The sequence below is a fragment of the Streptomyces caelestis genome (genome assembly GCF_014205255.1).
GTDB lineage: Bacteria > Actinomycetota > Actinomycetes > Streptomycetales > Streptomycetaceae > Streptomyces > Streptomyces caelestis.
Window position 1 is genome coordinate 7434948 of the sequence record NZ_JACHNE010000001.1, and the last position, 13555, is coordinate 7448502.

Here is a 13555-nt window from a genome sequence, read left to right on the forward strand (position 1 = left end):
GACGCCCCTGTCTGGGGGGCGCGGGGAACTGCGCGACCAGCCACAGCCGGCCGGCAACTCCCCACGGCCCAACCCGCGGAGCGCCCGGCGGGGGCTATTCGAGAAGCTCCGCGTACGATCCCATGGCCAGCGCGATATCCGCCTGAGCCCAGAACCGGTGATACGTGAACGACGGCGCGGCCCCGCCCGCGAGATAGCTCTCGATCTTCGACCAGGCCGGATCATCCTTGTAGAAGGACCGGATCGAGTCGAACGTCGACGACGAGTTGATCGCGTCACCGTTCGGCATCGTGCCCGTCCAGCCACTCGGGATGTACACCGGGTCGTCGAACCGGTTGTAGTCCGCGCGGGTCTCCGGGACGGCGATCCCGAGGCCGTCCTGGTGGTTGGCCCACATACCGTCCAGCAGCTTCTTCGCGGCCGCCGCGGCCTCGGTGTCACCCGAGCGGTCGGCGTAGTACGTCAGCGTCTTGGCGTACGCGGCCGCCACCCCGACGTCGTTCGTGTAGTCCACCACGCTGACGCGCAGCCCGCTGTTGGAGCCGGGGCTCGACGCGTTCCAGGTGTCGGGCTGGCCCGACCACTGCAGCGTCGACGGGATACGGAACGTGCCGTCCGGGTTGAACGTGGTCTTGGACAGCGCCCAGTCGACCCACTTGTCGAGGACCGTCTTGGCCTGCGCGTTCCCCGTCTGCTGGTACAGCTCGGCGACCCGCTCCATGGACCACGCCTGGAAGCCGAACCACTGGTTGGACGGCGGGTCGTGGTACACGGGCTTCTCGTCGTAGTACATGCCGTAGAACGTCGACTTGCCCGCGGGCGGGGTCGCGTACCGGCCCGCCCAGCTGTTGGTCGCGCCGCCCGCGATGGCGCCCTCGTTCGACTGCAGCCAGCGGTAGAACTCCAGCTGCCGGTCCATGGACTTGGCCCAGTCGGCCGCACCCGTTGCCGACTTGGGCTTCAGCGGGGCGTAGTTGCTGAGCGCGTAGGCGGCCAGCGGGTTCTGGTAGCCGCCGTGGGCGTGGCTGGAGCCGATGCGCCAGGCCCAGCCGGCCGAGGTGTCGGTGGCGCCGCCCCAGGCGTAGTACCAGGACATCAGGTACATCGAGGCGTCCTTGCCGGTGCCCGCCGGGCAGGTGGAGGGTCCGACGCAGTTGCCGATCTTCTTGAAGTACTTGTCGAACATGGAGTAGCGCAGGTAGTCGCCCATCTTGGCCGCCTTGGCGACCGTCGCGGAGACCTGCCCGCCCTTGCCCTGCTCTTTCGCCCACAGGTCCGCCCAGTAGGCGGCCTGCACGGCGCGCGCGTCGGCGTCCGGCGCGTTGGTGAACTTCCACTGCTTGGCGTAGGAGGCGTCACCGGTGAACAGGTCCAGATAGCCGTTCTTGCCGCCGTACTTGAAGGCGTCGCAGGTCGGCTGCGGCACCGTCTCCCACACCGACTCCTGCGAGCCGCGCTGGAAGGTGTTGATGTACGAGGGGCCGGTGTCCGAGGGACCCGCCTCGCACTTGCCGGGCGAGTTGCCGTAGCCGTACACGTTGTCGACGTCCTGGAGCCAGTGCATGCCGTAGACGTCGTCCGTGCCGTACGCGCTCTTCAGCTCGGCCGCGATCGGGTCCCGGCCCACCGAGGCACCGGTGTCGAGCTTGGCCGGGTACTCGTTCGGCGTGTCCAGCTCGGGCGCGTAGGTCGCCGGCTTGGAGGCGTTGTAGAAGGAGTTGGTCGGCTGGTCGGCCTTGGTGGGGATCATGTACTTCTCCATGAGATCCCAGGCGCCGTTGAACTTGGACCAGTCACCCGTCACCTTGCCGTACATGGCCTGGAGCCACAGGAGGTAGCTGTACGCCTCCGAGGTGGTCTCGTGACCGTGGTCCGGCGCCTCGACGATCAGCGTCTCGACCGAGTGGTAGGGAATGCCCTCGGGGGAGAAGTAGCCGTTCGCCGGGTTGGTGATCTTCCCGTAGAGCTCCAGGAAGCGGGCGTCGTACGCCTTGGTCGCCGCCAGCTGGGTGACGGTGACCGAGGCCTTGGCGTGGCCCGCGGCCGTCGACTCGAACACGGCGGAGCCGCTACCGGAGCCCGCGGCCGTGACGGTCACCTTCTGCGCGGTGTTCCAGTTCTGCGGGGTGAAGGTGAGCGAGGCGCCGCCCGTGACCGACAGGCCCGAGTTGCCGCTCGCCCGGGCCGACGTCACCGTGACGTTGGACGCCGGCTGCTTGGACAGCTTCACCTCGTACGTGCCCGACTTGCCGGACTGCACGCCCAGTTGGAGCGGCGAGGCGACGACGGTGGGGCCGGAGGCGACGGTGATGCCGACCGGGGTGGAGTCGGCGGAGGCGCCCATGCTGTCGTAGGCCTTCGCCACCAGGGAGTGGCTGCCCACGGCCAAGTCCGAGACGGACAGCGCGTAGGGCGCGCTCGTGTCCGTGCCCAGCAGCTTGGTGTCGTCGTAGAACTCCACCTTGCTGATCGTGGCGTTGTCCGCGGCGGCCGCGGTGGCCGCCAGCGGGACCGCCTCGCCCTGGGTGTAGACGGCGCCGGCGGCCGGGCTGGTCAGCACGGCGATCGGCGGCTGGTGCGCGCCCGTGCAGGGGGTGCCGTTGACCGTGAAGGACGTGGGTGCGGTGTTGCTGCCGCTGTAGCTGAACTGGGCACCGGTGGAGACGGCGGCGCCCGCGGCGACCCGCGCGTTGTGCTGGGTGTTCTTGACGGTGATGGTCTGGCCGGACTGCGACCACGTGCCGTTCCAGCCGTTCCCCAGCTTCTGGTTGCCGGAGTAGGCGTAGGTCAGCGTCCAGCCGTCGATGGCGTCCGTGCCGCGGTTGGTGAGGGTCAGATCCGCGGTGAAGCCGGAACCCCAGTCGTTCGTCTTGTAATCGACACTGCACTGAAGTGCGGCCGCCTGAGCGGAAGTCGACCCTGAGGAGAGCATCGTCAACGGAAGCGCGAGAGCTGCGAGCGCGGCGGTCCACAGACGCCGCACGGCTCCCCGTCTCCGGGGTGGGGGATGCATGGTGCTGGTTCCTCCTTGCGGCTCGGAGAAGTCAAGGCTTGAACCAGTGGGAGCGCTCCCATAGTGAGGACGGGTGTGGTACCGGTCAAGGTCCTTGAAGAGTCGAAAAGATTCGATGCCGAGAGTTGAGCGAAAGTCAGTGACTCCCCTGTTCTTTGCCGACACTTGGCGCTACCTTCCTTGACACCAGTGGGAGCGATTCCATCAGTCGACGCGTCCGTCACGACGGGCCCGACCTGCACGGAGTCGCTCATGCGACACCCCTCGCGTTCAGTACTTTTAGCCGCCGCCTTCGCGGTCGTCCCCGGCTGCGCGAGTGCCGGTGCCGGGTTCCTCGTGTCCTTGTCGGAGCGCACCCCCCTGAACGGCTGACACCCCCACCACCGAAAGGGAAACCCGCACTCATGAGCCGTACGAGAACAGCGTTACTGGCCGCCATGGCCCTGGTCGCCGGAGCCACCGGCACGGCGTTCGCCGCCGACCCGGGCGGCCTCGGCGCCGCCGCCGTCCCCTGCACCGTCGACTACAAGGTGCAGAACCAGTGGAGCACCGGCTTCACCGCCGCCGTGACCGTCACCAACAACAGCGCCGCGAAGTCGTCGTGGTCGCTGAAGTGGTCGTACGCCGGCAACCAGAAGGTCACCAGCGGCTGGAACGCCAAGATCAGCCAGAGCGGTGCCGACGTCACCGTGGCCAACGAGAGCTACAACGCCCAGCTCGCGACGGGCGGTTCGGTCAGCTTCGGCTTCCAGGGCTCCTACAGCGGCAGCAACGCGATCCCGGCCACCTTCACTCTTGACGGTGTGACCTGCAACGTCGACAGCGGCGGTCCCGGCGGCCCCACGGATCCGCCGGAGCCGGGCGGTCCCGCCAACCGGGTGAACAACCCCTACGACGGCGCCAAGGTGTACGTGAACCCCGAGTGGTCCGCGAAGGCCGCCGCCGAGCCGGGCGGCAGCCGGATCGCCAACCAGCCGACCGGTGTCTGGCTGGACCGGATCGCCGCGATCAACGGCGTGAACGGCGGTATGGGCCTGCGCGACCACCTCGACGAGGCGCTGCGCCAGAAGGGCTCCGGCGAGCTGGTCATCCAGCTCGTCATCTACAACCTGCCCGGCCGTGACTGCGCCGCCCTCGCCTCCAACGGCGAGCTGAAGCCCGACGAGATCGGCCGCTACAAGACGGAGTACATCGACCCGATCAAGGCGATCCTCGCCGACTCGAAGTACTCCTCGCTGCGGATCGTCACCACCGTCGAGATCGACTCGCTGCCCAACCTCGTCACCAACACCGGCAGCCGCCCGACGGCCACCCCGCAGTGCGACGTGATGAAGGCCAACGGCAACTACGTCAAGGGCGTCGGGTACGCGCTGAACAAGCTCGGCGACGTGCCGAACGTCTACAACTACGTCGACGCCGGCCACCACGGCTGGATCGGCTGGGACGACAACTTCGGTGCCTCCGCGACCCTGTTCAAGGAGGCGGCGACCGCCGAGGGCGCCACCGTCAACGACGTCCACGGCTTCATCACCAACACGGCGAACTACAGCGCCCTGAAGGAGAACAACTTCTCCATCAACGACAACGTGGCCGGCAAGTCCGTCCGCGAGTCGAAGTGGGTCGACTGGAACCGCTACACCGACGAGCTGTCCTTCGCCCAGGCCTTCCGCAACCAGCTCGTCTCGGTCGGCTTCCCCTCGGGGATCGGCATGCTGATCGACACCTCCCGCAACGGCTGGGGCGGCACCGCCCGGCCCACCGGACCGGGCGCGCGGACCTCCGTCGACACCTATGTCGACGGCGGCCGCTACGACCGCCGCATCCACCTCGGCAACTGGTGCAACCAGTCCGGAGCCGGCCTCGGCGAGCGCCCGCAGGCCAGCCCGGCCGCCGGGATCGACGCGTATGTGTGGATGAAGCCGCCGGGCGAGTCCGACGGGGCGAGCAAGGAGATCCCGAACCCCGACGGCAAGGGCTTCGACCGGATGTGCGACCCGACGTACGAGGGCAACGCCCGCAACGGCTACAACATGTCGGGTGCCCTGCCGGACGCGCCGATATCCGGGCACTGGTTCTCCGCCCAGTTCCGGCAGCTGATGCAGAACGCGTACCCGCCGCTGTCCTGACCGGCTGACACACCGTCCCCACGGATCCGCCGGGGCCCTTGGCCCCGGCGGATCCTTTTTTGCGGGAGCGGCAAGAGCAGTGGCCTTCTCCCGGTGCGTCGGCGCAGGCTGGCGGCATCCGAGGGAGAGGCTGACCACCATGGCGCACGACCACGACCACGACCACAACCGTCGGCACGGCCACGGCCACCACCACGGCCACACGGACATCGACTGGGCCGAGATGGGCCCGAGGCTGGAGTCCCAGGCGGAGCTGTTCGCGTCCCTGTACGAGCGGGCCATGGCCTGGCTGGCGCAGGAGGTGACCGAACCGGGCCTGATCGTCGACGCGGGCAGCGGGCCGGGCGTCGTGTCGTGTCTGTTCGCCGAGACGTTCCCGGGCGCGCGGATCGTCGCGGTGGACGGCTCCGAGCCGCTGCTGGAGCGGGCGCGGGCGCGGGCCGAGCGGCTGGGGGTCGCCGACCGCTTCGGTACGATCGCCGGTGAACTCCCGGACGTACTCGGCGAGTTGGATTACCCGGCCGACCTGCTCTGGGCGAGCCGCAGCCTGCACCACCTCGGCGACCAGCGGGCCGCGCTCACCGCCTTCGCGGCGCGGCTGGCGCCCGGCGGCACTCTCGCCCTCATGGAGGGCGGTCTGCCCCCGCGGTACCTGCCGCGCGACATCGGCATCGGCCGGCCCGGGCTCCAGGCGCGGATCGACGCGGTGGAGGCGGAGTGGTTCACGCGGATGCGCGCGGAGCTCCCGGGCCATGTCGCGCAGACGGAGGACTGGCCGGCCCTGCTGACCGCCGCGGGCCTGCAGCACACCCGGACGCACACCTTCCTGCTCGACCTGCCCGCACCCGCCTCGGACCGGGCCCGTGCCTACGTCGTGGCGGCCCTGTCGCACCTGCGCGAGAGGCTCCCGGAGGGTCTCGACGCGGAGGACCTCGCGACCGTCGACCGGCTCCTCGACCCCGACGACGAGGCGGGCCTGCACCGTCGGCCGGACGTGTTCGTCCTGGAGGCCCACACGGTGCACACGGCGGTGCGGGCCGGCTAGGGCCTGTCGTTTGGACCAGGTCGCAGGGAATCGGCGGCACCTTTCGGCGCCGGTGAGCGGGGCCTGGTGCGTGCAGCTGCAAGGCGGAGGAGGGCGTCGATGCGGAGCATCGGCAACCGACGACAACGCCGCAGATGCGCGTGCCAGGCCCCGCGTCTGCGATCTGATCCAAACGACAGACCCCAGGCCTTGACTTCGAGAGCACTCAAAGTGATGGACTCCCCGGCATCGACCACCCGGCCGGATCTCGGGCCGGGCAAGAATCTCAGGGGGAATCCATGTCCGACTCTCGAGTTGCGCTCATCACCGGCGGTGGCAGTGGGATCGGCGCCGCCGTGGCGCGGCGGTTGCTGGACGCGGGGCAGCGGGTCGCCGTCACCGGGCGCGGGGAAGAACGGCTGCGCGGGTTCGCCGAGGAACTCGGGGAGCCCGACGGGCTGTTGACGCTCGTCGGTGACACCGCCGTGTACGACGACGTCCGGGCGGCGGTCGACGCGACCGTCAAGGCGTTCGGGCGGCTGGACACGGTCGTGGCCAACGCCGGTTCCGCCACGCACGACACGGTCGCCGAGGGGGATCCGGCCGGCTGGACCGACATGGTGCTGACGAACGTCCTGGGGCCGGCTCTGCTGATACGGGCGTCCATCGACGCGTTGAAGGAGACGCGGGGGCGGATCGTGCTCGTCGGGAGCGTCGCCGGGTTCGTGCACGGGCCGGGCAACCTGTACGGGGCGACCAAGTGGGCGGTGACGGGGCTCGCGGAGAACACGCGGCGGCAGGTCACGGAGTGGGGGGTGGGGGTGACTCTGGTCGCCCCAGGCCGGGTGGAAACCCCCTTCTGGGACTCCTACGGCAGCCTCCCGCCCGGCCACCTCCTCACGCCCGACCAGATCGCCGACTCAGTCGTCTGGGCGACCCACCAGCCCAGTGGCGTCGACATCAACACCATGGTCGTACGCCCGGTGGGGCAGCCGGTCTGAGAAGGCAGAAGCGCGCCCTGGTTCCGGAACCCCCCACGGGGTCGGAACCAGGGCGCGTCCGTCACACGGCCAAGGGCCGGGGTCCTCAGACCCCGTCGAACGTCGCCGGGTCCGGGCCCAGGCGGCGGTCTTCGTTGAGGGCGCTGATGGCCGCCAGGTCCTCCGTGTCCAGGGTGAAGTCGAAGACCTCGATGTTCTCCTTGATCCGCGCCGGGGTCACGGACTTCGGGATGACCACGTTGCCCAGCTGGATGTGCCAGCGCAGGACGACCTGGGCCGGAGTGCGGTTGTGCTTCCGGGCGATGGCCACGATCGCCGGGACCTCCAGCAGTCCCTTGCCCTGGCCGAGCGGCGACCAGGCCTCCGTGGCGATGCCCTGCTCCGCGTGGTACTCACGGGCGGCGTTCTGCTGGAGGTGCGGGTGCAGCTCGATCTGGTTCACGGCCGGGACGACCGACGTCTCGCCGATCAGCCGCTTCAGGTGCTCCGGAAGGAAGTTGGAGACACCGATCGCCCGGATCCGGCCGTCGGCGTGCAGCTTCTCGAACGCCTTGTACGTGTCGACGTAGGTCTCCCGGGCCGGCAGCGGCCAGTGGATCAGGTACAGGTCGACGAAGTCCAGGCCGAGCTTCTCCAGCGACGTGTCGAAGGCGCGCAGCGTGGAGTCGTACCCCTGGTCGGCGTTCCAGAGCTTCGTGGTGACGAACAGCTCCTCACGCGGGAGACCGGACGCGGCGATGGCCTTGCCGGTGCCCTGCTCGTTGCCGTAGATCGCCGCGGTGTCGATGCTGCGGTACCCGGCCTCCAGCGCCGTAGCGACGGCCGACTCGGCCTCGTCGTCCGGCACCTGCCAGACGCCGAAGCCCAGCTGGGGCATCTCGACGCCATTGTTCAGGATGATCGGGGGGACCTTGCTCACGAGCTCTCGATCCTTCGGTTTGTGGTCAGGTGTACCTCCCATCGTCAACGATCACGAGCCGTGATGCATTCCTGACGGGAGAATTCGGGCGTGCGATCAGCCGTTGCCTGGCATGTCACGCCCGGTACAACGCCTCGACCTCGTTCTCGTACGCCTTTTCGATCGCCTTGCGCTTCAGCTTCAGGGACGGGGTCAGCAACCCGTGCTCCTCGGTGAACGGCTGGGCCAGGATGCGGAAGGTGCGGATCGACTCGGCCTGCGAGACAAGGGTGTTGGCCGCGACCACCGCCCGCCGCACCTCCGTCTCCAGGTCCGCGTCGCGCACCAGCTCCGCCGCGGACATCCGCGGCTTGCCCCGCATCGTCAGCCAGTGCTCCACGGCCTCCGGGTCGAGGGTCACGAGGGCGGCGATGTACGGGCGGTCGTTGCCGACGAGGACGCACTGGTTGACCAGTGGATGGTCACGGACGCGTTCCTCCAGCACGCCGGGCGAAACACTCTTGCCGCCCGATGTGACCAGGATCTCCTTCTTGCGGCCGGTGATGGTGAGGTAGCCGTCCTCGTCGAGCGCGCCGAGGTCGCCGGTGGCCAGCCAGCCGTCGTGCAGGGTCTCGTCGGTGGCCTTGGGGTTGTTGAGGTACCCCTGGAAGAGGTTCGGGCCGTGCAGCCAGATCTCGCCGTCGTCCGCGATGTGCACGGTCGTGCCCGGGATGGGCTGCCCGACCGTGCCGAACCGCGTGCGTCCGGGCGGGTTGGCGGTCGCGGCGGCCGTTGACTCGGTCAGGCCGTAGCCCTCGTAGATGTGCACGCCCGCCCCGGCGAAGAACAGGCCGAGCCGCCGGTCCATCGCCGAGCCGCCGGACATGGCGTGCTTGATGCGGCCGCCCATCGCGGCGCGGATCTTGGAGTAGACGAGCTTGTCGAACAGCTGGTGCTGCATGCGCAGGCCCGCCGAGGGGCCGGGGCCGATGCCCCAGGCCTTGGCCTCGATGGCGTCCGCGTACTTGATGGCGATGTCGACGGCCTTCTCGAACGGGCCGGAGCGCCCCTCCTTCTCGGCCTTGCGGCGGGCGGCGTTGAACACCTTCTCGAAGATGTACGGCACGGCCAGGAAGAACGTCGGCTTGAACGCGGCCAGGTCGGGCAGCAGGGCCGCCGCGTTCAGCTGCGGCTGGTGGCCGAACTTCACCTTGCCGCGGATCCCGGCGACCTGGACCATCCGTCCGAAGACATGGGCGAGCGGCAGGAACAGCAGGGTGGCCGCCTCGTCGCCCCGCTTGGAGTGGAACACCGGCTCCCAGCGCTCGATGACGGTGTCCGCCTCGTACATGAAGTTGCGGTGCGTGATGACACAGCCCTTGGGGCGGCCGGTGGTGCCCGAGGTGTAGATGATCGTGGCGACCGAGTCGGGGGTGACGGCCTGCCGGTGGCGGTGCACGACCTCGTCGTCGAGGTGCGCGCCGGCGTCGTACAGCTCGTGCACGGCGCCGGAGTCGAGCTGCCACAGGCGGCGCAGCTGCGGCAGCCGGTCGATGACGGTGGCGATCGTCATCGCGTGGTCCTCGTGCTCCACGACCGCGGCCGTCACCTCGGCGTCGTACAGCATCCAGAAGCACTGCTCGGCCGAGGAGGTCGGGTAGACCGGCACGACCTGGGCGCCGATCGTCCACAGGGCGTAGTCGAACAGCGTCCACTCATAGCGCGTACGGGAGATGATCGCGACCCGGTCGCCGAACCGGATGCCGCTCGCCAGCAGGCCCTTGGCCAGGGCGAGCACCTCGTCGCGGAACTCGGCGCTGGTGACGTCCCGCCACTGCCCGGACTCGTCCTTGCGGCCCAGCGCGATGCGCAGCGGGTCCTCCTGGGCATGCTCGAAGACCACGTCGGCCAGACCGCCCACCGGAGGTGCCAACGCCAACGGAGGGTTGGTGAACTCGCGCAAACCCCGCTCCCCGCTCCTCAGCGCTTCGGTTGAGTGACGCTCCGCACAGCGCGGTGAAAGCTACCCCAACCGGGCAGGAGGCGGGAGGGGTGCAAAGGCGAGCAGCGCTCCGTTCCGCGCTGGTCAGGGAGGAAAAATGCGCTCACATGGGGAAGGGTCGGACAGAATACTGACGGTTGAGTAAGTTTCGGAGCCGTAATCTCCACCGAATCTGTACGGCCCCGTCACGGCCCGGGGCTCCTCGTGCGCGATGTCCGGCCGTCTCTTCTCTCAGCGCCCCCGAGGCGCATTTCGTCACTCCGGTTCAGCCGGTCCCCGCCCGACAGGATCGCCGCAGCCAGGGCGTCCGCCGCGCCCTGGGCGGAGGGGCGGCGGCGGCCGTGGACCACGACGAAGTCGACGCGGCCGAGTTCCGGCAGTCCCGCGCGTTCCGGTACGCGCACCAGACCGGGCGGGACGAGGCCCCGGGAGTGGGCCATGACGCCGAGGCCTGCCCGCGCCGCTGCGATCAGGCCGTTGAGGCTGCCGCTGGTGCAGGCGACGCGCCATGCGCGGCCCTGGCGTTCCAGGGCTTCCAGGGCGAGGGCCCGGGTGATGCCGGGCGGCGGGTACACGATGAGCGGCACCGGGCGGTCGGGATCCAGACGGAGCCGTTCCGCGCCGATCCACACCAGCCTGTCGTGCCGGACCAGTTCACCGCGCGGGTCCTCGGGTCGTCGCTTGGCCAGGACGAGGTCCAGCTTCCCGGCAGCGAGCTGCTCGTGCAGCGTGCCCGACAGCTCGACCGTGAGTTCCAGGTCGACCTCCGGGTGGTCGTGCCGGAAGCCCTCGAGGATCTCCGGCAGCCGGGTCAGCACGAAGTCCTCCGACGCGCCGAAGCGCAGCCGGCCGCGCAGCCGGGTGCCCGTGAAGAACGCCGTCGCCTGTTCGTGCACCTCCAGGATCCGGCGCGCGAACCCGAGCATGGCCTCGCCGTCCTCCGTCAGCTCCACCGAGTGCGTGTCCCGGGTGAACAGCGTCCGCCCGGTGGCGTCCTCCAGCCGCCGCACGTGCTGGCTGACCGTGGACTGCCGCAGCCCGAGCCGGCGGGCGGCCTGTGTGAAGCTCAGCGTCTGCGCCACCGACAGGAAGGTGCGCAGATGGGACGGGTCGTACATGGCACCAGGCTATCGCGGAACGTGATGACAGTGAGAGCAGTATGCGGGATTCCCGATCGCCGGGCCGAGGAGCAGGATGGAAGGGGGCCGTACCGGCCCCGCACCGCACGTATGTACCGCCCGTGAGTCCCGAGCAAGTGGAGCACCGTGAAACGCCTGCGCCGGCCGCGCCGGATGCCGATCGACCCGTACATCCTTCTCCTGCTCGCGACGGTGGGCGTCGCCGCGCTGTTCCCGGCCCGCGGGACGGTCGCCGATGTCGCGTCCGGTGCCTCCACGGCGGCGATCGCCCTGCTGTTCTTCCTCTACGGCGCACGGCTGTCCACCCGTGAGGCACTGGACGGACTGCGCCACTGGCGGCTCCACGTCACCGTCCTGGCCTGCACCTTCGTGGCCTTCCCGCTGCTCGGCCTGGCGGCCCGCGGGCTGGTGCCCGTGATCCTGACGCACCCGCTGTACCAGGGCCTGCTCTTCCTCACACTCGTCCCGTCGACCGTGCAGTCCTCGATCGCCTTCACCTCGATGGCCCGCGGCAACGTGCCCGCCGCGATCTGCGCGGGCTCCTTCTCCTCACTCGTCGGCATCATCGCCACCCCGCTGCTCGCGGCCTCGCTGCTCGGCGGCAGCGGGGGCGGGTTCTCCGCCGACTCGCTGCTGAAGATCGTGCTGCAACTGCTCGTGCCGTTCCTCGCCGGGCAGCTGCTGCGCCGCTGGATCGGCGGGTTCGTCACCCGTCACAAGAAGGTCCTCGCACTGGTGGACCGCGGTTCGATCCTGCTCGTCGTCTACACCGCGTTCAGCCAGGGCATGGTCCAGGGCATCTGGCACCAGGTCAGCCCTCTCCGGCTGGGCGCACTGCTGGTCGTCGAGGCCGTGATCCTCGCCGTGATGCTGCTGCTGACCTGGTACGGCGGCAAGGCGCTGGGGTTCACCCGGGAGGACCGGATCACCCTCCAGTTCGCCGGCTCGAAGAAGTCCCTGGCCGCCGGACTGCCCATGGCGAGCGTCCTGTTCGGGGCGCACGCCTCGCTGGCCGTGCTGCCGCTGATGCTCTTCCACCAGATGCAGCTGATGGTCTGCGCGGTGATCGCCAAGCGCCGCTCGCACGACCCCCGCCCGGAGGTCACCGCGCCGGAGCCAGCCGCAGCGTCACGAACCGCGGTCGGTACAGGGACACGTTCCGGCTGAGCTGGGCGGCGGCGCCCGTCGTCTCCAGCCAGTTGACGTCGTAGCTCAGCACGAGACGCCCGCCGCCGCTCAGCACCGGGTGCGCCTGCGGGTTGTAGGCGGCCACCTGGCCCTGCGGCAGTGACGGGCTGAACTCCTTCGCGGGTCCGTGCCACGGCCCGGCCGGGGAGCACGCCCAGTACGACGCCACGGTGGTCAGGCCCTTGGCGCCCGCGGCCATCGTGAACAGCACGTACGTCCCGTCGTCCCGGACGACCGAGAACGCGCTGCCCACCCCCCTGCGCTGCCCGTCCCCGAGCACCGGCCGGGGGCGGGCGCCGGCCGCCCACGCCGAGCCGGTCCAGTACCGCCAGGCCGCCGGATCCCCGAGCCTGCCCTCGGGCACCCGCGCCACGTACGCGTGCGAGGCCGGGCGGGAGGCGGCCTGGCCGTCGTCGCCGCCGAAGACGTACGTCCAGCCGTCCTCCTCGACCAGGGTCGTGCCGAACAGCACCCGCCGGGACGGGTCGGGGACCAGTTGCTGGTCGAGCACCTTGACGACCGACTCCAGGCGCAGATCGGGCAGCGACAGCGTGGCCACCTCGGTCGCGGTGGGCACGCCGTAGATCCACGGGGCCTGACCGGCCGTGCGCACCCACAGCAGCACCCGGACGACCTGCTCCGAGGAGCCGGGGGAGCGGGGTTCGACGCGGGCGGCGACCGGCCAGCGCCACTGGTTCGGCGCCGGGTCGGCGAAGAGCGGGGCGGGCAGGGTGGTCTCCAGCCGGCCGTCGCGCATCAGCACGGCCGAGTTGCGCACCAGCGGCGCGGTGGCGTCCCGCCAGGCGTGGGACTCGCCGGCCGGGTTGGGCGGGCCGTACACCCGGCCCAGGTAGGTGTCCGAGAACAGCCACAGCACCCGGCCGTCCGGCAGCCGCACCGAGTGGGTGCCGTCGCCGCCGGTCCAGTCGTCGGTGCGGGTCGCGTCGTCGCCGTAGCGGGCGAACTCGGCGGTGAGGCCGTCGTCCGCCCGCCAGGAGGCGACCGTGCGCGCCCGGCAGGTGGCGTCGTCGTCCGGACTCTCGTCCTCCGGGAGGGCGATGAGCAGCGCGGCTCCGAGAACCAGGACCAGCAGCAGGCCGATCCCGGTTCCGGTGCGCTGTCGTGCTCGTGCTGTTTCTGCGTCGTCGGGCACGTGCCGTGACG

At 70.1% G+C, this 13555-nt stretch carries 9 protein-coding genes; 4 read left to right on the plus strand and 5 right to left on the minus strand.

Annotation, left to right across the window (positions count from 1 at the left end):
- Window positions 1-94: 94 nt before the first annotated feature.
- Complete coding sequence (locus tag HDA41_RS33820) at window positions 95-3013, minus strand: glycoside hydrolase family 48 protein (protein WP_184990752.1); 2919 nt, start codon at window positions 3011-3013, stop codon at window positions 95-97.
- A gap of 404 nt (window positions 3014-3417) precedes the next feature.
- Here HDA41_RS33820 and HDA41_RS33825 point away from each other — a divergent pair, with 404 nt between their 5' ends.
- The 3 genes from HDA41_RS33825 to HDA41_RS33835 all read left to right on the plus strand — a co-directional run bounded on the left by HDA41_RS33825 (window position 3418) and on the right by HDA41_RS33835 (window position 7164).
- Entirely contained in the window at window positions 3418-5139 is a 1722-nt protein-coding gene (locus HDA41_RS33825; RefSeq protein WP_184990754.1) for a glycoside hydrolase family 6 protein, read from the plus strand.
- 139 nt (window positions 5140-5278) lie between these two features.
- A complete protein-coding gene (locus HDA41_RS33830) occupies window positions 5279-6184 on the plus strand; it encodes a class I SAM-dependent methyltransferase (RefSeq protein ID WP_184990756.1) in 906 nt (301 codons plus the stop codon).
- Between the two features lie 278 nt (window positions 6185-6462).
- Window positions 6463-7164, plus strand: coding sequence for an SDR family oxidoreductase (locus HDA41_RS33835; protein ID WP_184990757.1), 702 nt, complete (start codon window positions 6463-6465; stop codon window positions 7162-7164).
- Between the two features lie 85 nt (window positions 7165-7249).
- On the opposite strand, the gene HDA41_RS33840 is transcribed toward HDA41_RS33835, so the two are convergent.
- The 3 genes from HDA41_RS33840 to HDA41_RS33850 form a co-directional block, all read right to left on the minus strand.
- Window positions 7250-8041: an aldo/keto reductase gene (locus HDA41_RS33840; protein WP_221512812.1), complete on the minus strand. Its 792-nt coding sequence runs from the start codon at window positions 8039-8041 to the stop codon at window positions 7250-7252.
- Between the two features lie 157 nt (window positions 8042-8198).
- Window positions 8199-10025, minus strand: coding sequence for an AMP-dependent synthetase/ligase (locus tag HDA41_RS33845; protein WP_184990761.1), 1827 nt, complete (start codon window positions 10023-10025; stop codon window positions 8199-8201).
- Between the two features lie 224 nt (window positions 10026-10249).
- Window positions 10250-11182, minus strand: coding sequence for a LysR substrate-binding domain-containing protein (locus HDA41_RS33850; RefSeq protein WP_184990763.1), 933 nt, complete (start codon window positions 11180-11182; stop codon window positions 10250-10252).
- 174 nt (window positions 11183-11356) lie between these two features.
- On the opposite strand from HDA41_RS33850, the gene HDA41_RS33855 reads away from it, so the two are divergent.
- On the plus strand, window positions 11357-12370 hold the full coding sequence (locus HDA41_RS33855) for a bile acid:sodium symporter family protein (RefSeq protein ID WP_184993967.1): 1014 nt from the start codon (window positions 11357-11359) through the stop codon (window positions 12368-12370).
- Here HDA41_RS33855 and HDA41_RS33860 read toward each other — a convergent pair.
- Complete coding sequence (locus tag HDA41_RS33860; RefSeq protein WP_184990765.1) at window positions 12306-13544, minus strand: DUF5005 domain-containing protein; 1239 nt, start codon at window positions 13542-13544, stop codon at window positions 12306-12308. The two genes, HDA41_RS33855 and HDA41_RS33860, sit on opposite strands and share 65 nt — an antisense overlap.
- Window positions 13545-13555: the final 11 nt, after the last annotated feature.

What these genes read in the sequence shown, in the direction of transcription:
- HDA41_RS33820 (WP_184990752.1), bottom strand. Translation starts at nt 3,013, where the DNA reads ATGCATCCCCCACCCCGGAGACGGGGAGCCGTGCGGCGTCTGTGGACC.
- HDA41_RS33825 (WP_184990754.1), top strand. Translation starts at nt 3,418, where the DNA reads ATGAGCCGTACGAGAACAGCGTTACTGGCCGCCATGGCCCTGGTCGCC.
- HDA41_RS33830 (WP_184990756.1), top strand. Translation starts at nt 5,279, where the DNA reads ATGGCGCACGACCACGACCACGACCACAACCGTCGGCACGGCCACGGC.
- HDA41_RS33835 (WP_184990757.1), top strand. Translation starts at nt 6,463, where the DNA reads ATGTCCGACTCTCGAGTTGCGCTCATCACCGGCGGTGGCAGTGGGATC.
- HDA41_RS33840 (WP_221512812.1), bottom strand. Translation starts at nt 8,041, where the DNA reads ATGCCCCAGCTGGGCTTCGGCGTCTGGCAGGTGCCGGACGACGAGGCC.
- HDA41_RS33850 (WP_184990763.1), bottom strand. Translation starts at nt 11,182, where the DNA reads ATGTACGACCCGTCCCATCTGCGCACCTTCCTGTCGGTGGCGCAGACG.
- HDA41_RS33855 (WP_184993967.1), top strand. Translation starts at nt 11,357, where the DNA reads ATGCCGATCGACCCGTACATCCTTCTCCTGCTCGCGACGGTGGGCGTC.